The 21,072-nt window shown below is 36.7% G+C and carries 20 protein-coding genes; 15 read left to right on the forward strand and 5 right to left on the reverse strand.

Annotation, left to right across the window (positions count from 1 at the left end; genetic code table 11):
- The first annotated feature begins 76 nt into the window (after nucleotides 1–76).
- The 9 genes from tsaD to IPP61_10240 all read left to right on the forward strand — a co-directional run bounded on the left by tsaD (nucleotide 77) and on the right by IPP61_10240 (nucleotide 10,598).
- Nucleotides 77–1,087 carry a tRNA (adenosine(37)-N6)-threonylcarbamoyltransferase complex transferase subunit TsaD gene (gene tsaD, locus IPP61_10200; protein ID MBL0325535.1) on the forward strand — a complete coding sequence of 337 codons (1,011 nt, stop codon included), beginning with the start codon at nucleotides 77–79 and terminating at the stop codon, nucleotides 1,085–1,087.
- Nucleotides 1,088–1,184: 97 nt separating this feature from the next.
- Nucleotides 1,185–3,521: a transglycosylase domain-containing protein gene (locus tag IPP61_10205; protein MBL0325536.1), complete on the forward strand. Its 2,337-nt coding sequence runs from the start codon at nucleotides 1,185–1,187 to the stop codon at nucleotides 3,519–3,521.
- A gap of 262 nt (nucleotides 3,522–3,783) precedes the next feature.
- Nucleotides 3,784–5,121 carry a Na(+)-translocating NADH-quinone reductase subunit A gene (locus tag IPP61_10210; protein MBL0325537.1) on the forward strand — a complete coding sequence of 446 codons (1,338 nt, stop codon included), beginning with the start codon at nucleotides 3,784–3,786 and terminating at the stop codon, nucleotides 5,119–5,121.
- A gap of 34 nt (nucleotides 5,122–5,155) precedes the next feature.
- Entirely contained in the window at nucleotides 5,156–6,316 is a 1,161-nt protein-coding gene (locus tag IPP61_10215) for an NADH:ubiquinone reductase (Na(+)-transporting) subunit B (protein MBL0325538.1), read from the forward strand.
- Nucleotides 6,309–7,013, forward strand: coding sequence for an NADH:ubiquinone reductase (Na(+)-transporting) subunit C (nqrC, locus tag IPP61_10220; GenBank protein MBL0325539.1), 705 nt, complete (start codon nucleotides 6,309–6,311; stop codon nucleotides 7,011–7,013). Before IPP61_10215 ends, nqrC begins: the two co-directional genes overlap by 8 nt.
- Before the next feature lie 5 nt (nucleotides 7,014–7,018).
- On the forward strand, nucleotides 7,019–7,681 hold the full coding sequence (locus IPP61_10225) for an NADH:ubiquinone reductase (Na(+)-transporting) subunit D (protein ID MBL0325540.1): 663 nt from the start codon (nucleotides 7,019–7,021) through the stop codon (nucleotides 7,679–7,681).
- A gap of 8 nt (nucleotides 7,682–7,689) precedes the next feature.
- The gene (gene nqrE, locus IPP61_10230; GenBank protein MBL0325541.1) at nucleotides 7,690–8,304 is read left to right on the forward strand and encodes an NADH:ubiquinone reductase (Na(+)-transporting) subunit E; all 615 of its coding nucleotides are present in this window, start codon (nucleotides 7,690–7,692) and stop codon (nucleotides 8,302–8,304) included.
- Between the two features lie 12 nt (nucleotides 8,305–8,316).
- Complete coding sequence (locus tag IPP61_10235; GenBank protein MBL0325542.1) at nucleotides 8,317–9,621, forward strand: NADH:ubiquinone reductase (Na(+)-transporting) subunit F; 1,305 nt, start codon at nucleotides 8,317–8,319, stop codon at nucleotides 9,619–9,621.
- Nucleotides 9,618–10,598, forward strand: coding sequence for an FAD:protein FMN transferase (locus tag IPP61_10240; protein MBL0325543.1), 981 nt, complete (start codon nucleotides 9,618–9,620; stop codon nucleotides 10,596–10,598). Before IPP61_10235 ends, IPP61_10240 begins: the two co-directional genes overlap by 4 nt.
- Before the next feature lie 38 nt (nucleotides 10,599–10,636).
- On the opposite strand, the gene IPP61_10245 is transcribed toward IPP61_10240, so the two are convergent.
- On the reverse strand, nucleotides 10,637–10,852 hold the full coding sequence (locus IPP61_10245; protein ID MBL0325544.1) for a hypothetical protein: 216 nt from the start codon (nucleotides 10,850–10,852) through the stop codon (nucleotides 10,637–10,639).
- A 23-nt stretch (nucleotides 10,853–10,875) separates the two neighbouring features.
- Entirely contained in the window at nucleotides 10,876–11,763 is an 888-nt protein-coding gene (locus IPP61_10250) for a TIM barrel protein (protein MBL0325545.1), read from the reverse strand.
- Between the two features lie 241 nt (nucleotides 11,764–12,004).
- Here IPP61_10250 and IPP61_10255 point away from each other — a divergent pair, with 241 nt between their 5' ends.
- Nucleotides 12,005–12,721 (forward strand): hemerythrin, encoded by a 717-nt coding sequence (locus tag IPP61_10255; protein MBL0325546.1) that lies wholly within the window; start codon nucleotides 12,005–12,007, stop codon nucleotides 12,719–12,721.
- Nucleotides 12,722–12,754: 33 nt separating this feature from the next.
- Here the strand turns inward: IPP61_10255 and IPP61_10260 are convergent, their stop codons facing one another.
- A complete protein-coding gene (locus IPP61_10260) occupies nucleotides 12,755–14,092 on the reverse strand; it encodes a vanadium-dependent haloperoxidase (protein ID MBL0325547.1) in 1,338 nt (445 codons plus the stop codon).
- Between the two features lie 208 nt (nucleotides 14,093–14,300).
- Between IPP61_10260 and IPP61_10265 the strand changes: the two genes are divergently transcribed.
- Nucleotides 14,301–14,735, forward strand: coding sequence for a CBS domain-containing protein (locus IPP61_10265; GenBank protein ID MBL0325548.1), 435 nt, complete (start codon nucleotides 14,301–14,303; stop codon nucleotides 14,733–14,735).
- 22 nt (nucleotides 14,736–14,757) lie between these two features.
- Here the strand turns inward: IPP61_10265 and IPP61_10270 are convergent, their stop codons facing one another.
- Together IPP61_10270 and dnaG are read right to left on the reverse strand one after the other, a co-directional pair.
- Nucleotides 14,758–15,825 (reverse strand): TerC/Alx family metal homeostasis membrane protein, encoded by a 1,068-nt coding sequence (locus IPP61_10270; protein MBL0325549.1) that lies wholly within the window; start codon nucleotides 15,823–15,825, stop codon nucleotides 14,758–14,760.
- Nucleotides 15,826–15,887: 62 nt separating this feature from the next.
- Entirely contained in the window at nucleotides 15,888–17,804 is a 1,917-nt protein-coding gene (dnaG, locus tag IPP61_10275; protein MBL0325550.1) for a DNA primase, read from the reverse strand.
- Nucleotides 17,805–18,042: 238 nt separating this feature from the next.
- Between dnaG and IPP61_10280 the strand changes: the two genes are divergently transcribed.
- The 4 genes from IPP61_10280 to IPP61_10295 all read left to right on the forward strand — a co-directional run bounded on the left by IPP61_10280 (nucleotide 18,043) and on the right by IPP61_10295 (nucleotide 20,941).
- Nucleotides 18,043–18,543 carry a hypothetical protein gene (locus IPP61_10280; GenBank protein ID MBL0325551.1) on the forward strand — a complete coding sequence of 167 codons (501 nt, stop codon included), beginning with the start codon at nucleotides 18,043–18,045 and terminating at the stop codon, nucleotides 18,541–18,543.
- A 128-nt stretch (nucleotides 18,544–18,671) separates the two neighbouring features.
- Nucleotides 18,672–19,088 carry a hypothetical protein gene (locus IPP61_10285; protein ID MBL0325552.1) on the forward strand — a complete coding sequence of 139 codons (417 nt, stop codon included), beginning with the start codon at nucleotides 18,672–18,674 and terminating at the stop codon, nucleotides 19,086–19,088.
- Nucleotides 19,089–19,257: 169 nt separating this feature from the next.
- A complete protein-coding gene (locus IPP61_10290) occupies nucleotides 19,258–20,088 on the forward strand; it encodes a ParA family protein (protein ID MBL0325553.1) in 831 nt (276 codons plus the stop codon).
- Entirely contained in the window at nucleotides 20,072–20,941 is an 870-nt protein-coding gene (locus IPP61_10295; GenBank protein MBL0325554.1) for a ParB/RepB/Spo0J family partition protein, read from the forward strand. Before IPP61_10290 ends, IPP61_10295 begins: the two co-directional genes overlap by 17 nt.
- Nucleotides 20,942–21,072 lie beyond the last annotated feature (131 nt).

Below are 21,072 nucleotides of genomic sequence, written 5' to 3' on the forward strand. Positions count from 1 at the left end.
TTTTTCGGTGAAAAGGCTTTTTATTTTTTAAAATGCACTGCAAAATTTCTCAAAAAATAACGAAAATAAAAACTTAATGCCTTTTAATACCGAAAATATAACGATTTTGGCCATAGAGTCGTCTTGCGATGAGACTTCTGCAGCAGTCATAAAAAACGGTAAAATGCTTACTAACATTGTGGCTTCACAGTTAATTCATGAAGTTCATGGTGGTGTGGTGCCCGAACTGGCATCCAGGGCACATCAAAAAGACATTGTGAGAGTAGTAAGCGAGGCTTTGAGTGAATCAGGAATTTCAAAAACCGAGCTGTCTGCAATTGCTTTCACCAAAGGGCCCGGATTGTTGGGATCCTTACTCGTAGGTACTTCATTTGCTAAATCTATGGCCTTGGGTTTAGACATTCCTCTGATTGATGTCAACCACATGCAGGCACATGTTCTCGCCCATTTTATTGATGAACCGCATCCCGAATTCCCATTTTTATGCCTGACAGTGAGCGGAGGACATACACAGATTGTATTGATAAAGGGCCCATTAGACATGGAGGTTTTGGGTGAAACCGCTGACGATGCAGTAGGGGAGGCTTTTGATAAAGCAGCTAAAATGCTGGGACTTGGGTATCCGGGTGGCCCCAGAATCGACGCTTTGGCAGCTGAAGGAAATCCTTTGGCATTCCCTTTCCCAATTTCAGAAATGCCGGACCTTACGTTTTCATTTAGTGGTGTTAAGACTTCCCTGCTTTATTTTATTCAAAAACACGGTGAAGAATTTATCGAAAAAAATATGGCTGATATCTGTGCTTCGTATCAACACACATTGATTTTGACTTTAATCAGGAAATTAAAAAAAGCTTCGAAGTTGCACAAAATTACCCAAATAGCCATCGCAGGAGGGGTAGCTGCTAACAAAGGCCTTAGAAAAGCACTTTCCGAAACCGCAGAAAAACAAAGATGGAAATTATATATTCCTGAATTTCAATATTGTACCGACAATGCAGGTATGATAGCCATATCAGCACATTTTATGTTTTTGGAAGGGAAATTTGCCAATCAAAAGGTGAGTCCTATGCCCCGGTACGCAATATAATTGAAGCCAAATAATCAATAAATGCGGTAGGGTGTCGTTGTTTATCCTGAAAACTTTTAAATTTGAGAATCTTTTCTGAAAATCTTTCCAAAAAACTATGAAGTTTCCGGTTGTCAATAATTTAGCCACAGGTACTTACAAATCGCTGATTAAGCTTATTTACAGGCTTTTCTATTTCGGAATCATAAGTTTTTTGATTCTCATCATTGCTATAAATTTCAATTTTTTATGGCTATTTGGAAAAACTCCGGGTGTTGATGATCTGGATAATCCCAAAAGTGAAATTGCCTCTGAAGTAATATCGTCAGATGGTGTGGTTTTGGCAAAATTTTTCTTTGAGAATCGAAGTCCTATGACCTTTGAGGAAATCCCTCAAAATTTTGTAGATGCACTCATTGCAACCGAAGATGTAAGATATTTAAAGCATTCCGGAATTGACGCCCGCAGTATGGTCAGAGTGTTTGTAGGGCTTATCACACTTAATCCAAATGGTGGTGGTAGTACAATTCCTCAACAGCTTGCTAAAAACTTATATAAACTCAGAAAAGACGAATCTTACGAAGGGCTACTCTATAAAGTGCCGGTGGTCAGGACCTTCGTGATAAAAGCCAAAGAGTGGATTACCGCCATTAAACTGGAAAGGAGATACACCAAAGCTGAAATTATGACAATGTATCTCAATACTATCGAATTTAGTAGTGGGGCTTATGGCTTAAAATCAGCAGCTAAAACATACTTTAAGAAGAGCCCTCATGAATTGAGTCAGGAAGAGTCAGCATTATTAGTAGGAATGATACAAAATCCTTCCAAATTTAACCCTAAGTTTTTTCCTGAAAATTCGAAGGCCAGGAGAAATATAGTACTTTCTCAGATGGTGAAATTTAATAAAATAAGCCCGGAAGAAGGGAAAACCCTGGCTGAAGAACCAATCGTTTTAAATTATTCGCCCGAAAGTCACAACTATGGAACAGCACGATATTTCAGACAACATCTTCAGGAAATCTTAAAGACAGAACTAGACAAATTGGGCTATGAAGAAAATGACCTTTACACCAAAGGTTTCAAAATATACACTACTATAGATTCCAGGATGCAAGCCTATGCTGAAGAAGTAGTAAAAGTGCATATGAAAGACCAGCAAGCTAAATTTAATTTTCACTGGAAAGGTCGCAATCCATGGGTAAGGCTTGAGAATAATAAATATGTGGAGATTAAAGATTTTATTGAAAATACCGCCAAACGTACTGATATATACCGTTCTCTCAAACAAGAAATAGGTAATGATGAAGAGAAAATTTTCGCCGAAATGCGAAAAAAAGTACCCATGCGGGTTTTTACCTGGGATGGAGAGCGGGATACGGTTATGTCGCATTTAGACTCAATCAGATATTATAAAAAATTTCTTAATATCGGAATGTTGGCCATGGATCCCCGAAACGGCCAGATAAAAGCTTGGGTGGGTGGCATAAATTACAAATATTTCAAATTTGACAATATATACCAAAGCCGACGCCAGCCGGGTTCCACATTTAAACCCTTTGTTTATGTTACTGCCATCGACAATGGTTTTTCTACCTGTGAAAAAGTAGTAGATGAGCCTATTTCATTTGGAGTGGAAGACGGAGTATATGGGAGTATTTATACCCCAAAAAATTCAGATGGCAAATATTCATACCAATCACTTACGCTGAGACAGGCACTTGGGCAATCAATCAATACCGTAAGTGCTAGATTGATTAAAGAGTTTAAACCTTCAAAAGTAATAGAAAAAGCCCATCAGTTAGGAATAAAAAGCGAATTGCCTGACCAACCGTCTTTATGTTTAGGGGTTGGAGAAGTTTCCCTTTATGAATTGTTGGCAGGTTATGCCGTTTTTGCCAATCAGGGTACTTATTCAGAGCCTCAGGTTTTGTTGCGTATCGAAGATAAAAATGGTGAAGTGCTGAAAGAATATTTTCCTGAACAAAAAGAAGTTTTAAGTAAAGAATCTGCTTTTAAAATGATTCACCTGATGCGGGGAGCAACCCTGCCCGGTGGTACAGCAATAGGACTCAGTCGTTACGGCGTATTAGATGGTAATGAAGTAGCCGCAAAAACTGGTACAACCTCAAATTTCTCTGATGGTTGGTTTATGGGTCTTACCCAAGATCTGATAGCAGGCGTTTGGGTAGGAGGCGAAGACCGTGCCGTTCACTTCAGAAACATAGAGTTGGGGCAGGGTGCCAGAGTCGCTATGCCTGCCTGGGGAATGTTTATGCAAAAGGTTTATGGCGACAAAACCATCGAATTTAAAAAGACCAAATTTAAAGTACCAGAAGGCATAAGAATAAGCGGAGATTGCGTATTTAGTCCCAATGAAGGCTTCCCGGCATCTGAGGCTCCGGCTTTGCAAAATCAGGATTTAAAACCTAAAGATTCTGACGAGCTTTTATAAGATTATTTTGAAAAACACATGAAAATATCATCATTTAAAAAACAATGACTTTGGTTATGTTTTTATATTAAGTGTTGAAACATAGTTTGTTATACCTAATATTTTTTTTTATTTACAATTATACTGTTCCTGCCTGAATGTCAGGCATTAATAAAGGTTCAAAAAAATCATTTTTTTATTGGGTTTTTAATTACTAAGCCATAGTTTTGCGTAAATAGAAAACATAAGAATTGTTTTCGGATAAACCCTAATAATTAAATCAATGGGTAAACAGATAAAACTAAAAAAAGGTTTTGACATAAAAATTCCGGGTGCTGCCCAAAAACAAATTGGCCAACTACAGCCTTCAAAAGTATTCTCAATTAAGCCTTCAGATTTTCGAAATTTCAGCTACAAATTATCTGTAGCCGAAGGCGATGAAGTTCTTGCCGGCCAAAGTATTATTTTTGATAAAGAAAGACCTGAGATTTTTATTCCTTCTCCAGTGAGTGGTGAGGTTGTCGAAATCGTTCGAGCTGAAAAAAGGCGTGTAACTCACATTAGGATCCTTGCCGACCAGGATACCAAATTCAAAACTTTCGAAACCCCCTCAAGCCTAACAAAAGAATCGGTAAAAGAAACACTTTTAAGTACAGGTACATGGTCCTATATCAGGCAGCGTCCATTTGACTCTATTCCTGATATAGATTCAGAACCTAAAGCAATATTCGTTTCTTTATTTGATTCCTCCCCTTTGGCACCAGATTACAGTTATGTATTGAAAGACGAACTAGCCGATTTGAAGAAAGGTTTGGAAGTACTTGGAATTCTTTCCGACGGGAAATTAAATATCGGCGTATCTTCAAATACAGACTCGGAATTGTATCAGGGAGTCAATGCCACTATCAATACATTTGATGGTCCCCATCCTGCAGGAAATGTGGGTGTTCAGATTCACCATATCGACCCTATCAGGCCTGGACAGGTTGTTTGGTATGTTGCACCTCAGGATGCGGTTATTATAGGCAGAGTTTTTAATTCTGGAAAATATCAGGCTCAAAGAAAAATTGCCATAGTAGGTAGTGAGGTACAAAATCCTCAATATTATAGTGTGATTTCAGGTCAAACTATCGATAGTTTGGTTGCTGGAAAAACTACAGATGCACCTATGAGAATTATACAAGGAAATGTACTTCATGGTCAAATTACCACGAAAGACGACTTCCTGTCATATTATACAAATCAAGTTACCGTAATTAAGGAAAGTAAAGAGCCTGAGTTGTTTGGATGGGCCTTGCCTGGATTTAGTAAGCTCAGTCTCAATCATTCGTTCCCTTCCTGGCTAATGCCCAAAAAAGTGTATAATCTCGATACCAGAATCAACGGGGAAGAAAGAGCGTTTGTAGTTACCGGTGAATACGAAAAGGTTTTACCAATGAATATCATGCCTGTGGTTTTATTGAAATCAATACTTGCAGGGGATATCGAACGTATGGAAAATCTGGGTATTCATGAAGTCTCTGAAGAAGACTTTGCACTTTGCGAGTTTGTTTGTACTTCAAAAATCGACGTGCAAAATATTATCAGACAAGGACTTGATCTTCTAAAATCAGAGGGTTGATAAATAAATTGAGTAATCTTAAAAGAAAATAAAAGTGAGTTTTATAAGAAAATTTGTAGATTCCGTAAAGCCGAACTTTTCGCACGGCGGTAAATACGAAAAATTTCATCATCTCTTTACTGCATTTGAGACATTCCTCTTTGTGCCCGAAACTCCCACCAATGGAACTGGAGTTCACGTTAGAGATGCGATGGATTTGAAACGAACCATGACGGTAGTAATTTTAGCTTTGCTACCTGCAACTCTTTTCGGAATGTGGAATGTTGGATACCAGCATTATCATGCATTCGGAATGGATAGTACACTGATGCAAAACTTTCTGTTTGGCCTCATTAAAACACTTCCCATCATTGTAGTATCCTATGGTGTAGGTTTAGGAGTAGAGTTTATTTATGCCTATTTTAAAGGACACGCCATAAGTGAGGGATATCTCGTGACAGGCTTGTTGATTCCCTTAACTTTACCGGTTACTGTTCCCCTTTGGATGGTCGCTTTAGGTGCTATTTTTTGTACACTGTTAGGTAAAGAGGTTTTTGGTGGTACCGGAATGAACTTCATGAATCCGGCATTATTAGCCAGAGCATTTTTGTTTTTTGCTTTTCCGGCTTTTTTAAGTGGTGATATTTGGACAGACCTTTCCCCTGAAGTTGGTCATCAAATAGTAGATGCATTTTCGGGAGCAACCAGTCTTGTAACTTTTGATAAAAGTATATCGCAGCTTCCATCACTCTGGACCATGATTTCAGGTGTAGAACAGGGTTCTATAGGGGAAACATCCTTCATCGCAATCATGATTGGTGCAGCTGTATTAATCTTGACAGGTGTGGGTAGTTGGAGGGTAATGCTTTCCGCATTTATCGGATCTTTGCTCACCGGTTATTTATTAAATCTTTTGGCACCTGCCTCTAATCCTGAGCACGCAATGCATCTGGCTCCGTATATGCATTGGTTTATGGGAAGTTTTGCATTCGGCGTAGTTTTTATGGCTACGGATCCCGTTACTGCTGCCCAGACCACAAAAGGCAAATGGATTTATGGCTTTTTCATAGGCTTCTTTATTGTAATTCTTAGAGTGTTTAATCCGGCATATCCTGAAGCAGTTATGCTTACCATATTATTGATGAACGTATTTGCACCTCTTATTGACCATTTAGTAGTAGAGCAACATATTAAATCGAGACTAAAAAATGCATAGTAATAAATATACCTTCATGTACTCTATTGGACTGTCTATTCTTACAGCAATAGTTTTAGTTTTAACATCAGAAACTTTAAAACCAAAGCAGGAATTCAATCTAGCTTTGGATCAAAAAACCAATATCCTTAAATCTTTATTGATTGATGGAAAATCAGCCCAGGAAATTGAGAAAATTTATACTTCTCAAATAGAGGAAATCGTGGTGAATGGTGATGGAGAGGTTATTGATGGAGAAAAACCAACAGGAATTGTTATGAAAGAAGAGGTAGCAAAGCCAGTGAAAGACAGAAAATTGCCGGTATATATTTTCAAAAATACTGATGGTTCCAAAAATTACGTAGTTCCACTTTATGGTGTTGGTTTGTGGGGCCCTGTTTGGGGCTATTTATCATTTGAAAAGGACCTCAACACAGTTAAGGGTGCCTATTTTGACCACAAAGGTGAAACTCCTGGTCTTGGTGCGGAAATTGCCGAAAAACCATTCCAAAGTCAGTTTATTGGGAAAAAAATAAAAGATGCTAATAACACGTTTGTTTCAATCAATGTAATTAAGACCACTGCGAAAGTTACTTTCGGCCCTGAACACAGAGTTGATGCTATTTCAGGCGGTACTTTGACTTCAGATGGTACCAATAACATGATAAAAAATGGTGTGGAAGGATATTTAAAATATTTTGAAAAAATCAAAGAATAATTCTTATGGAAGAAACTATAGAAAAAAAGAAAAAAGAAGGGCTTTTTTCAAAGAAAAATATGGAGGTAATCAAGGACCCGCTTGATGGCTCCAACCCCATTACTGTTCAGATATTAGGTGTATGTTCTGCCCTTGCTGTTACGGTTCAAATTAAGCCGGCTATTATTATGGCTTTAGGGGTAACGGTGGTTACAGCTTTTTCCAATCTGATTATCTCTTTAATTAGAAACAGTATTCCTAACAGAGTAAGGATGATTGTTCAGCTGATTGTAGTAGCTACTTTGGTTACTATTGTTGACCAGTTGCTTAAGGCATACATGTTTGATGTAAGTAAAAAACTTTCAGTGTTTGTAGGTTTGATTATTACCAATTGTATTGTAATGGGTCGCCTGGAGGCATTTGCTTTTTCACAAAAACCATGGCCTTCATTTTTAGATGGTATTGGTAACGGTTTGGGTTATGGTTTGATATTGATCACCGTAGCTTTCATACGTGAATTGTTAGGAAGTGGTAAAATATTCGGAACTCAGGTGGTACCTCAATGGGCCTACGACCATGGATATGTAAACAACGGTTTAATGATGCTTCCCCCATCGGCATTGTTTTTAATCGGAATCATTATTTGGTTCCATAGATCCAGAAATAAAAAATTAACCAATATTTCATAAAATTAGATATGGAACATTTACTTGGAATGTTTATAAAATCGATTTTTATTGAAAATGCCATATTTGCATTTTTCTTAGGAATGTGCTCGTACTTGGCGGTTTCAAAAAAAATAAAAACAGCGGCTGGTTTGGGTGTAGCAGTAATTTTTGTAATGGTGCTAACTACCCCGCTTAATTACCTTATATTAACCTATATGCTTAAAGAGGGAGCCCTCGGTTGGATACATCCTTCATTGGCAACAGTCGACCTTACTTTTCTAGCATTTATTTTGTTTATCAGTACCATAGCTGGAGCAGTTCAGTTGGTAGAGATGATTGTTGAGAAATTCTCACCCGCTCTTTACAGCTCTTTAGGTATTTTCCTTCCTTTGATTACAGTGAACTGCTCGATTTTAGGTGCTTCACTTTTTATGCAGGAACGTGAATATAATTTTTCTGAAACATTAGTGTTTTCAACTGGTACCGGTATTGGCTTTTTCTTATCGATTGTTTTATTAGCTTCTATCAGAGAGAGATTGAGATATTCTAAAGTTCCTGAACCTCTCCAAGGTTTGGGTATAGCAATGATAATAACCGGGCTAATGGCCATGGCATTTTTAAGTTTTTCCGGCATCAAACTTTAATTTTTGACAGAGATGATCCCTATTTTAGCCAGCAGTATAGTAGTATTTATTTTAGTAGTATTATTATTTGTTTTCTTAATAATTCAGGCAAAAGAAAAATTATTACCCCAAAAAGACGTAACAATCGTAATCAATGGGCAAACAGAAAATCCAATAGTTGTAAAACAAGGAGATTCCTTACTTTCGACTTTGGCATCTCAAAACTTGTTTTTGCCTTCAGCTTGTGGTGGGGGTGGTACTTGTGCCATGTGTAAATGTAATGTGCTTTCAGGCGGTGGTGATGTATTACCAACAGAAACCAACCACCTTAATCGTAAGCAGGTTGCCGAGCACATGAGATTGGCTTGCCAGGTGAAGGTGAAAGAAGACATGGAGATTGAGATTCCTCACGAAGTGTTTGGTGTGAAAAAGTGGGAATGTGAAGTTACATCCAATTACAATGTGGCCACCTTTATCAAAGAATTTGAAGTTAAGCTGCCTGAAGGAGAAACCCTCGATTTTCAAGCCGGAGGATATATTCAAATTGACGTACCTGAGATTAAAGTTGATTATAAAAATATTGATATTACCGCCCATCCTTCTTATCATGATTCCCCTGATAAATTTAAAGGAGACTGGGATCATTTTAAGCTTTGGGATTTGAAAATGGTTAATGAAGAGCCTGTATTCAGGGCATACTCTATGGCCAATCACCCGGCTGAAGGAAATATCGTAAAACTAACCATCAGGATTGCTACTCCGCCATTTGATAAAGTAAAAGGTGGCTGGGCCGATGTAAATCCCGGGATTTGTTCAAGTTATATTTTTAGCAGGAAACCTGGCGACAAAGTGACCATCTCAGGTCCATTTGGTGAATTCTTTATCAAAGACACAGGCAAAGAGATGCTCTATGTGGGTGGAGGTGCCGGTATGGCTCCAATGCGTTCGCATTTGTTCCATTTGTTCCATACTTTAAAAACAAACCGCAAGGTTACGTTTTTCTATGGAGGCCGTACCAAAAAAGAACTTTTCTTTATCGAAGAATTCAGAGAAATTGAAAAACAATTCCCTAATTTCAGATTTGTTGTAGCTTTGGATAGTCCTCAGCCTGAAGACAATTGGGTACTTAAAAGTGATATTGACGACCCTAAAGGAGACGGATTCAAGGGTTTTGTTCACAATGTAGTTATTGATGAATACCTGAAAAAACATAAAAGTCCTGAAGATTTAGAAGTGTATTTCTGCGGACCTCCAATGATGAACCAGTCAGTAATTAAAATGTGTGATGATTGGGGTATTCCAAAAGAAAGTGTATTCTTTGACGATTTTGGAGGATGAGAAATTTCCTGATTTTAGTTCTGTTAGGTGTAAGTCTTTTTGGATGCAAACCTACAGGTGAATATGTCGGTCTTAGCGGACAGGCTCAGGGAACCAGTTTTGCAATTACATTTGAGGCTATCGATGATGCTGATTATTCAGCAGAGGTCGATAGCCTCTTTCGTTTTATCGACAAAAGTATGTCTCTGTGGGATTCTACTTCTTTGATTTCAAAAATTAACCGAAACGATTTTAGTGAACCCATTGATAGCCATTTCAAAAATGTTTTGGAAGCTTCTTTAAGGGTCGAGAAGGAAACAGAAGGTTATTTTAATGTTACGGTTGGGCCATTGGTTAAAGCCTGGGGTTTTGTGACTAAAAAAAATATGCCCGCACCTTCAGATGCTCAGGTTGACAGCCTGAAAGCGTTGATTGGAAAAGTTGGGATAGATTCAAACGGAAAGTTTTTTAAGGATAAACCCAATTTACAAATTGATTTTAATGCTATAGCTCAAGGCTACACCGTAGATGTGATTGCCCGATTTTTAGAGTCAAAAGGCATAAAAAATTATTTAGTTGAAATCGGAGGAGAGGTTTATGGTAAAGGTAAAAACCGGGAAGGTAAATTCTGGAAAGTAGGTATTGAAAAACCTGAAGAAGACAGACAGGGAATTGCCTCGGTTGTTAACTTAAAAAATAGAGCTTTGGCTACTTCCGGCAGTTACAGAAAATTTTTTATTAAAGATGGCAAAAAGTTTTCCCATGCAGTTGATCCACATACCGGGTATCCTGTACAACATAATCTGTTAAGTATTTCGGTTTTGGCCGATAATTGTACCGACGCCGACGCTTATGCAACGGCTTTGCTAGTGATGGGTTTGGAAAAAGCACAAAAGTTTGCTGAGGCTAAAGGAATTGATTTCTTTGCCATCTATGATCAAAATGGCAAAAACAAGTATTATTCTACATCAGGATTTAAGAAAGTAATAGAAGAATAAGTCGTTTCTCGTTTGGACATGAAACGACTTATTTATTATTAATGATGATGATGTTTGTGTTTTTTATTTCTATTCTCACAAGGTTCATTGGGATCCTTTCCACAAGAACAAGCAAGTCCTTCTTTTTCAAACAAGCCATTGTTGCTGGAGCAAGTACCTCTGAATTCGCCTTCCTTCACAAACAATACTCTAAGGCTAAACATAAAGAACGCCAACGCCACCAAAATCAGAGAAACAATCAAAACGGGAATCATATCTATTTTTAATTTAATTTTTTTTATATATCACAAATCTCAACACATCTTTTCAATGAAGCCAACATGCCGGCCTTATCTTTTGGGGTAGGAACAAACTCCTGACCTAAATATCCTTTGTAACCAGAGTCAATAATGGCCTTCACTACTGCAGGATAATAAATTTCCTGAGTATGATCAATTTCATTTCTGCCGGGCATACCACCGGTATGATAATGATTTATGTATTTTCCATACTTTCTGATGTTACGAATATGGTCACCATGCATGCTTTGCATATGGAAAATATCATAAAGCAATTTGAACTTTTCAGAACCCACCATTTCACAAAGCGAGACTCCCCATTCAATATGGTCACACTGGTAATCTGGATGGGAATCTCTCGAACTAAGTAGCTCCATTGTAAGCATTACACCATACTTTTCACAGGTCGGAATTATCCTTTTTATAACTTTGGCACAATTTATCATTCCCACATAATCACTCATCCCGTTTCGGTTACCTGAGAAACAAATCAGGTTATAAACCCCGTTTGCTGCTGCTTCCGGAATTAATTTTTCATATAAATCAACCAGAGCATCGTGGTTTTTTGGGTTGTTGAAAAAATTATGTAAACCCATGCCATTCGGCCAATCTCCCCATCCAATCGCTGCCGTAAGACCGTAGGTTTTCAAAATTGGCCATTCTTTTGGGCCTGTAAGCTCAATGGAAGCCATTCCAATATCTTTTACACCCTGACACAATTCTTCAAATGGTATAGAGCCGTAACACCATCTGCACACTGAATGCTTGATGTTGCTTTTCAGTTTAATGGTATTTTGTGAAAAACCTTCCTTAACTCCAATCAAAGAAGCAGTTGAAACCACTCCAATCGTCTTTAATAACTCTCTTCTACTTTTTTTGTTGTTCATATTCAGGGTTGAATTTTTGAGTAATAATACCCAAAAAATATCAATTCTAAAAAGTAAGGCCAATAATAAAAAAAAGGTTTTGCACTTTCTGTGACAACAATACCTTTTGATTGGTAAAATAATTTCAAATTTCGCAAATTATACCATTAGTTTTTGTGTTTGCAGCTATGATTTTTCTCATATATAAATTATCTTTGATAAAAGAGATTTGTAGCTCTAATAATTTTAAATACTGATTGATATGGAAAGTAAAACTTTTGATGACTTGATTGAAACCAACAAAATGTATCAGTTGGTGACTGAAAGACTGGAGGTAATTGACCCCGATGCTCAAAATCTTTACGCCAGATTTAACATGGAGGCAGAATTAATGGAGCTGATTCTTGATTTTTATAATCAGGAGGACGATAATATTTCTTATCATAAACTTCATAAATTCTCTGCCGAGCAGGTATTGGCATATCTTCAGGCTTCACATAAATTGTACCTTTCAAAAAAACTCCCGGAAATTGAGCAGACAATGGTTCATATTTTCAATAAATACGGACAGACTCACTCCTTGCTTACTAGTCTAACCATATTTTTTAACGATTATAAAAATCGCCTTGTTGAACATATCAGAACCGAAGAAAGAGATTTCTTTCCATTTATAAAAAAACTAATTGCTGCTGAAAAAGGAGAAATGACTGATGATCAGACTAAGGAATTGTTAAAAAGTAACTCAATTGAAGATTATAACGACAACCACGGTCCCATCGAAGATGATTTAAAAAATGTATCGGTTATAATTCAGGATTACTCCAAAAATCAGGAGACACCATTGCCTTACCGTGTTTTTCTTAATCAAGTAGAGATATTTGAGATGGAACTCAGAAAACACGCTATTATTGAAGATCATGTGTTAGTGCCCATGGCCCGTGAAATGGAAAGAATATTAAAGCTAAGAGTAGCTGCTTGAAAGCTATTTTATTTTAACCGGAATAAGAAGAGATTATTTTTTTAGCTTCAATTTTAAAACATTTTCGGCTATTTTCTTGCCATTTTTATAGCCATTATCGCAGGAAAATTTATAATGGATTCCTCCATAAACTCTTGAATTGGAAGTCTCCTGACCGTAGGTTTCAAAATCACTGTATTTTCGGCTGGGCAATACGCCCAGATTAGTGATATCGTCAAATGCGTATTTTTTTCCAAAAGCATCTTCCATTATAGAAACTACCGCACCGGCCGCTGTTGAATGCCCCGAAGCGTATTCAGGGAAAGGTGGTGTAGTTAGGATTGGTTTCCAGTTTTTGTCGAGAGCTTCATTGATATAAGTCATTGGCCTCATCAAATTGTAGGTATATTTTCCTTTCCAACAAGCAATAAAAGCATCATTTAAAGCCAATCCGGTTTTCAAATACACAATTGCTACTTCGTCAAGTTTTGCTTTTTTACTTTTTAGAATATTCTTTACCACATTAAAATGATGACCAGGAGGGGTAACAGACCCGGTTCCGTCTTCAAAAAATGCGGCTATGGCTTTTTGTTCTGTAGTGAGTTTTTGCGAAGTTTCATATACATTTTTTGCTTCTTTGAAAAAATCAGAAGACTTTTCATATGAAAAAGAAACGGGTAAATCTAAATAATCAGATACGTTTTCTTTAACCATCGGCCTGTTTTTTCCCCAAAATGGCAGTAATGGTATTTTTTGTGAACTGGTAGGTTTCCAATACCCTATTCCGGTTGCCACCACATAACCCGAAGGATAATTGCTCAAATGCCCTGTTGCTCCTCCGTCTTTTTTAGCGTATTCGAGTATCCCGGAAGCAATAGAGGCTCCCAGTTTTACAGAATTGTCGATAACGGTATTAGTAATGCCAACCTTTAGCTTGTTTTCGTACAAGGTTTTTAAAGAGTCTATTTTTGCTTTGTTTTTATCGCTGGCTGTGATATATAACTCTTTGAGTACGGTATATTGAGCAGTACTTGCTACCATTGGCCAATTGTATTCTTTCCCGGAGGTGTCAGCTATAGTCAAACTTGTAAGGCCATTGAGTTGACCATTTAAGGTATTGTAGTTTTTCATGCCATAAACCACGCTTTCGTATAAAGCCAATGAATGGTAACCCAATGCTCTGGCCGCTACGGGAGGAGTAAATCCCGGAGTAGATTTTATTAAAAACAAATGCATGTCAAGCCAATCAGATGCTACTACACTTTCATAATTTGATGCAGGAGCCGATAAGCTGTTTTTTGGGACCGGAATAACTTCTTCCTTATCTTTTTTACAAGAAAAAAACAAAAGGCTTGAAAGTCCAATTAACAATATTTTAAGAATAATCCTCAATACGAATGCTTTTTATTCTTATGATGACAAAAATCTTGCCAATGATAAGCTTTGTGTGCCCTGAGAGTTTGTTTGAAAATCAGCTTGCAATTTTTAGATCGTGTTTTCTCAAAGAAATATTCAATTTTTTTAAATTATTTTTATATTTTTTTTGAAATTGATTTTTGCTTATCTATCTTGAAGCCAGTAATATTAACCTAAAACCGATATGCCTACATCTATCAAAAAAATACTTGAAAACAAAAACATAAAGAATGTATTGTCAGTAAATCCCGAAACTACTGTATATGAAGCCCTTGAGGTGATGGCCCAATACAATGTCGGTGCTTTGCTCGTTATGGTTCAGGATGAGTTGGTAGGTATTTTTTCAGAACGTGATTACGCCAGAAAAGGAATAATAAAAGGACGTAAAGCAAAGACAACTCCCATGACTGAGGTGATGACCAGCAATGTGTTTACAGTGGAATCAAAACTTACTACCAGAGAATGTATGGAGCTTATGAGCCAGGGACGCTTCAGGCACTTGCCCGTTGTCGAAAACGGCCAGGTGATAGGTGTTTTGAGTGTAGGTGATATTGTGAATGAAATGCTGCAAGAGCAAAAACAACACATTAGCTTCCTTGAAAGCTATATTGCCTCTTAATTTAAACTTCCGGTAAGAGATTTTAAATTTCTTCAGTTTTTTTTGCAAAAATTATTGACGAGATAATACTTACTGTCAATATTACCAATATGACAATGAGGGAGTGCATGCTCGTAAATCCTATTTTTTCGAGCCATGTATGTGCCAGCATTTTGACACCTACATAAGTCAAAAGTACCCCCAGTCCGTATTTCAAATGATGAAACTTATCAATGATATTTACCAAAAGGAAAAACATTGATCTAAGACCCATGATTGCGAACACATTGGAAAAGAATACGATATAAGGATCTTTAGTAATCGAGAATATCGCAGGGATAGAATCTACCGCAAAAATCACATCAGTAAAGGCTATTACCACGATTACAAGAAATAGCGGCGTAACAAAAAATCTGTTGTTTTTATATTTGTGTTTTATAATAAAATGGTCGGCAACATATTTTTCGTAAACATTGAAATATTTGGAGACCAATTTTACAGCCACATGGTTTTTGGTATCTATTTCCTTTTCATCTTCATCTTTGGTAAAGAGGATTTTTACCCCGGTATATACCAAAAAGCCTCCAAATATCAACAGTATCCATTCAAAACGCTGTATTAAAGTTGATCCCAGAAAAATAAACACAAAACGCAAAATAACTGAACCCAAAATACCCCAAACCAAAACTGTCTTGTAGTTTTTCTTAGGAACCCGGAAAGAGTTGAATATTAGTATGAATACGAAAATATTATCAACCGAAAGTGATTTTTCAACCAGGTATCCTGTGATATATTCCAGCGACATATTGTTTTGGAAAAGTCTCAGGTTTTCGGCGTGATCAGTGCCTAATTTCAAAGATTTGTAATAGGTGTCTCTGACAGTTTGAAGGTGAGACGCATCGCTGATATCATGTACTAAATAGCCAAAGTGCTTAAGGAAAAAGAAAAACAGCAAGGAAATAGCCACCCAAACCACACTCCAAAAGGCAGCCTCTTTAAAGTTTACTATTTTGGCTTTCTTTCCGCTGAAAATTCCCAGATCAAAAAGGGTAACCAAAATCGTGAAAATTATGAATAATGTAAAGAATATAAATTCGTTTGAAAAATGCATTAATATTGGTTTTTATAAATAATGTACACAAATGTAATGGGTAATAAATTAAGGAAACAATGCTAAATTGTCCCTAGTTCCTCGGATAATTTTTTATTTCTTGACTTAATCGAATTAATCTCATTAAGATAAAAGGTTGTTTCAATTTCATCATCTTCATTTATTAAAGAAATTAAGTTTTTAATTTTTAAATCATTTTTTCTAATTGAAACTCTTAGTAAAGATTTATAAACTATTTCACCTAATTTTGATTTTATTGAAGGGATAGCAACTTCATAAACAATCCATCCTTCACTTAACACATGTTCATTACTTAGCCAATTTATTGAAGTTCTCTGTATGTCTTCATCAGTGTGACTCGTAAAAATATAATGTGGTGGTGCTTCTTTTTTTAATGTAAAATGAGATTTATATAAATCATAAATATTTTTTAAAATATTTGTTTCAATTGTTGTTTCGTTAGTTTCTTCAAAAATATATTCTGCCAAAAATATAGGATTATTTGTTTCCTCGTCTTTTTCAATTTCTTCATGCCCATACAAAAAAAGAATTTTAATTAAGGATTCTTCCTCCGAATTAATTGTTTCAAGTCTTTCGGCCAACTCCAGTTCAAGATTCCTGACCGGAGCAGGAGGAAGCGTAATGCCGCCATCGCCTTTTTTGGTTTCTGTACCTTTTACCTTAAGTAGTTTATTGGCTTCAATAATCAGGATTTGCTCATCAATATCCAGTATTTGACTTACTTCCTGATAAAACACCGACCTTTTGATGGGATTCGGAATTTTGACAATTGTTGCCACTAAGTCAGTTATCAGATTAGCTTTTTTAATGGGGTCATTTTCGATGTCCTGCAGGGCCAGCTCGGTCTTAAACCTGATAAAATCTTTCTGATTGTTTTTGATATATTCCGAAAATGCCGCTCCACCAACTTTTCTGATATAAGAGTCAGGGTCGTCGCCGTCAGGGAAAACCACGGCTTTAACGTCCATATCTTCTTCAAGAATAATGTCAAAACCTCTGATACTCGCCTTTATACCGGCAGAGTCTCCATCATATAATACCGTAATATTGGAACTAAACCGCCTCATTAACCTCACCTGATTGGGGGTAAGTGAGGTGCCCGAAGAGGCAACCACGTTTTCGATTCCCGCCTGATGCAGCGATATGACATCGGTGTAGCCTTCAACCAAAAAGCAGTTGTCGAGATTCCTGATGGCATTTTTGGCCTGAGCAATCCCATAAACAATGTTACTTTTTACATAAATCTCTGTTTCAGGCGAATTAATGTATTTGGGGGCCTTGGGGTCAGGCTTCAGAATTCTGGCTCCAAAAGCAATGGGTTTACCGGCAACGTTGTGAATGGGGAAAATAACCCGTCCTCTGAAACGATCTCTGATATTATTTTCTTCCAGGCCAGATATCAAGCCGCCTTTGCTCAGGATTTCCATAGAAAATCCCGCCTTTTCAGCTTTTTTATAAAAAGCCTCTCGACTTTGGAGTGCGTACCCCAGGTTGAATTTCTGAACTGTGAGGTCAGAAAAGCCCCGTTCTTTAAAATAACTCTGACCTACACTCTGACCTTCTTCAGATTCAAAAAGAGTTTCGGTAAAGTACTTTTGAGCGTACTCGAGGGCTATAAAAAGGCTTTCTTTTTCATTTTGATTTTTTAAATCCTCATCTGTAAATTCACGCTCTTTTACTTCAATACCGTATTTTTTGGCCAGCCATCGTAAAGCATCAGGATAACTCAATCCTTCGAGTTCCATTACAAATTTTACAGAATCACCCCCTTTGCCACAACCAAAACATTTGTATATACCCTTGCTGGGCGAAACATTAAACGAGGGAGTTTTCTCATTATGAAATGGGCAACACGCAATCATGCTTGCCCCACGTTTTTTGAGGTTCACAAACTCACCCACCACTTCTACGATGTCGGCTGATTCTAATATTCTTTGTACGGTTTCCTGAGGAATCATGCAGTAAAATTATCCAAAAAACCTGTTAAACGTATAGGTTTAGGTTTCAGAAATTTAGAATAATTAATTTCTTTATTCTTTTTGGATTGGTTAAAGTTTAGTAATAATTGATTTTCATCATGTTTTGTTCAAATAGTACCATTTCTTTGAGCGAATATTGTTTTTTTTATAATATTTGTGAAATTGTTATTAAAATAAGATTAAAAAACTATTAAACATAGTAATCGGAATTTTCCTGGTGGTTTTCCTTTTTGGAAATCACTTGCTCGATTATTATAGTTTTTTGTCTGAAAGTCAGGAGGGAATTGGGCCACAAATTGCCAAAAAGCAGGGAGAATTGGTCATTAAAGTTCCCTTTATGATTCCCTATAATAACATTTCAGATTTTGAAATCGCACCAGATGATATTGTTATTTATGAAGGGGAGTTTTTTAGAGCTGTGAGTAAAATTGCACTACAAGATACTCTTATCACCACTTATAGGGCTGAAGCTCTCACTCGTCAGAGTATGTTTGAAATGATGGGGGTTGTGGCCGAACACATTGAAAAACAAACCAACAAAAATCCACTAAGGACTTTGAGTAAATTGATTAAAGGGTTTTCTAAAAATTTTTACAGTCCGGAATATGGCTATATGGTTTATTTCTGGAATGAGCTGCATCATCATAGTTTAAAAATACTATCCACCGATTTTTGTTCTTTTCAGTCCGATGTTCCCAATCCGCCACCAAATGTTTGATTGTTAATATTTTATAATTATTCTGCTTCGTGAAAAATATAGATAAATGAAAGAATTTCCAGGTGATTTTCAGGTCAATTCTTCCATTTTTTTTAATAATCAACTCTAATAAATTAAACGTATTTGTAATGAATTTTAATGTTGTAGTATGGTGCAACCGTATCGCACTGTTTGTTGTATATTTCTGGTTTGGATTGCTTAAGACAATAGGCATTTCGCCCGCCACCGGTTTGGTAGGTGATTTGGCACATGTTACTTTGCCTTTTCTTGATGCCGGGCAATTTATTGTTTTTTTTGGTGTTTTTGAGGTAATCCTCGGCTTGTTGTGGTTATTTCCAAAATATACCAAATTGGCCTTTTGGTTAATGGTCTTTCATTTGATTACTACTTTTCTGCCTACAGTATTTCTTCCTGAAGTAGCCTGGAATCAAATATTTACACCAAGTTTGGTAGGCCAATATATTATAAAAAATCTGGTGATTTTGGCTTCAGGCCTTACATTATATTATTTTGTTTATGGCGAAAAAGAAAATAAGATTGCTTAATTTTTCTATTTCCTGCAACCAGGGGTTTCTGTAAAAGAGACCCCTTTTTTTTCGCTCTATTCAAAAAAAAACTTTTCCACAAAATTCTTATTTATCTACATTCGGAAACCTTAGAATAATAGTAAAGTAAAATTGGTTATCTTTGCAGGGTTATTCTAACACATAAAAAATGGGAAAAGTAGTATCAATAGTAAACCAAAAAGGTGGAGTAGGAAAAACCACCACTGCCATTAATTTGTCAGCATCTTTGGCGGTTTTGGATTATAAAATTTTGATAATTGACACTGATCCTCAGGCCAATGCAGGTTCAGGAATAGGAATTGACAGTAAAGATCAGGAGCATAATATTTATTCAGCACTTGTAGGGCAGTCCAATATCAGAGACTGTATTGTTCCCACTCAGATTCCCAATCTTGACCTAATACCAAGTCATATAGATTTGGCTGGTTTTGAGCTTGAAATCGTCAATCAGGTGGCAAGAGAGTATATTTTGAAGGAAACCATCGATGGTCTTAAAGACGATTATGATTTTATTTTTATTGATTGCTCACCTTCTTTGGGCTTAATGGTTATCAATTCGATAGTTGCTTCAGATTCTGTATTAATACCGGTACAATGTGAATATTTTGCATTGGAAGGAATAGCCAAATTGCAAAATACCGTAGATATTATTAGAAAAAGATTGAATCCTGGTCTTATCATGGAAGGTTATGTGCTGACTATGTTTGATGGTCGTACCAATCTTTCAAAAATGGTAGTTGACGATGTGAAAAAATATTTTGGTGATCAGTGTTTTGATACAATCGTACCCCGAAATGTAAAATTAGCCGAGGCTCCAAGTTACGGTGTACCTGCTTTGCTGATGTTTTCAGGTGATAAGGAAGGGGAATTTGATATTAAATTTTTGGAAAATAAAGGAGCTATTAGTTATATAGACCTGGCAAAAGAGCTCTTAAAACGCAACAACCTGCCTGAGATTAAAGATGCAGATGGAAAATAAAGGAAAAGGACTCAACTCATTGTTGTCAGACTCTGATCTGGTAGTATCCAGAAAAGTGGCGGCATTCAGAGGTGTAAAAGAAATAGAAATTTCCAAATTGGAGGTTGGTGTTCAGCAACCACGCTCTCATTTTGACGAAAAGTCACTCGAAGAACTCGCTGAATCAATCAGGATTCATGGTTTGATTCAGCCAATTACCGTAAGGGAAATTGCCGATGGGAAATTTGAGATAATATCAGGTGAAAGACGTTTTAGAGCGTCAAAATTGGCGGGCCTAACAACCATCCCGACTTTTATCAGGGACGTAGATGACAACCGGTCTCTCCAAATGGCCCTGATAGAAAATATCCAGCGAGAAAACCTGAATCCGATCGAAATCGCCCTTTCATACCAAAGGATGATTCAGGAATGTGATTTGAAACAGGATGACCTGGGTAAAAGAGTAGGGAAAAGCCGATCTTCGGTGACCAACTATCTTAGGTTACTCAATCTTCCTTCTGATATTCAGTCAGGTTTGGTGCTGGGTGTGATTACCATGGGGCAAGCCAAACCTTTGATTTCGATAGAAGATAAAAACCTGCAAATTGATATTTATCAGCGTATTTTGGAGCAAGGGCTAAGTGCCAGAGAAATCGAAGCTCTCGCCAAAAAAGGCAACGCTTTTGAGGCAGAAGCCAATGATCTGGATCTTTATAGAGAAGACTTAAGAATAGAAGAAATTACCTTAAAAGGTAAGACTGTGGTACCATTCAAAATTCAGGTTCAGGACCTTAATAAAGGAAATATCTCTATTAAGTTTTCGAATCAGGAACAGCTCACCGATATCATGAATAAATTGTCTGGAATAATTTAAATTCTTCGCTTTAATTAATTGATTTTCAAAGTTTAAACTTATTCTGCTTAAAATTTTCCTGAAATTTTTTCAGGATCAATAAACATATAAAACACCTAAGGTTTTATTAGAAAAATTAAACTTTTTTTCTT

This window comes from Cytophagaceae bacterium (assembly GCA_016722655.1).
Classification (GTDB): Bacteria; Bacteroidota; Bacteroidia; order Cytophagales; family Spirosomataceae; genus Leadbetterella.

Bases quoted from the DNA above. Each gene is read 5' to 3' on its own strand.
- IPP61_10235 (MBL0325542.1), top strand. From the start codon at position 8,317: ATGATCCCTATTTTAGCCAGCAGTATAGTAGTATTTATTTTAGTAGTA.
- IPP61_10210 (MBL0325537.1), top strand. From the start codon at position 3,784: ATGGGTAAACAGATAAAACTAAAAAAAGGTTTTGACATAAAAATTCCG.
- nqrE (MBL0325541.1), top strand. From the start codon at position 7,690: ATGGAACATTTACTTGGAATGTTTATAAAATCGATTTTTATTGAAAAT.
- IPP61_10285 (MBL0325552.1), top strand. From the start codon at position 18,672: ATGAATTTTAATGTTGTAGTATGGTGCAACCGTATCGCACTGTTTGTT.
- IPP61_10225 (MBL0325540.1), top strand. From the start codon at position 7,019: ATGGAAGAAACTATAGAAAAAAAGAAAAAAGAAGGGCTTTTTTCAAAG.
- IPP61_10240 (MBL0325543.1), top strand. From the start codon at position 9,618: ATGAGAAATTTCCTGATTTTAGTTCTGTTAGGTGTAAGTCTTTTTGGA.
- IPP61_10250 (MBL0325545.1), bottom strand. From the start codon at position 11,763: ATGAACAACAAAAAAAGTAGAAGAGAGTTATTAAAGACGATTGGAGTG.
- IPP61_10255 (MBL0325546.1), top strand. From the start codon at position 12,005: ATGGAAAGTAAAACTTTTGATGACTTGATTGAAACCAACAAAATGTAT.
- nqrC (MBL0325539.1), top strand. From the start codon at position 6,309: ATGCATAGTAATAAATATACCTTCATGTACTCTATTGGACTGTCTATT.
- IPP61_10290 (MBL0325553.1), top strand. From the start codon at position 19,258: ATGGGAAAAGTAGTATCAATAGTAAACCAAAAAGGTGGAGTAGGAAAA.
- IPP61_10265 (MBL0325548.1), top strand. From the start codon at position 14,301: ATGCCTACATCTATCAAAAAAATACTTGAAAACAAAAACATAAAGAAT.
- IPP61_10270 (MBL0325549.1), bottom strand. From the start codon at position 15,825: ATGCATTTTTCAAACGAATTTATATTCTTTACATTATTCATAATTTTC.
- tsaD (MBL0325535.1), top strand. From the start codon at position 77: ATGCCTTTTAATACCGAAAATATAACGATTTTGGCCATAGAGTCGTCT.
- IPP61_10245 (MBL0325544.1), bottom strand. From the start codon at position 10,852: ATGATTCCCGTTTTGATTGTTTCTCTGATTTTGGTGGCGTTGGCGTTC.
- dnaG (MBL0325550.1), bottom strand. From the start codon at position 17,804: ATGATTCCTCAGGAAACCGTACAAAGAATATTAGAATCAGCCGACATC.
- IPP61_10295 (MBL0325554.1), top strand. From the start codon at position 20,072: ATGCAGATGGAAAATAAAGGAAAAGGACTCAACTCATTGTTGTCAGAC.
- IPP61_10205 (MBL0325536.1), top strand. From the start codon at position 1,185: ATGAAGTTTCCGGTTGTCAATAATTTAGCCACAGGTACTTACAAATCG.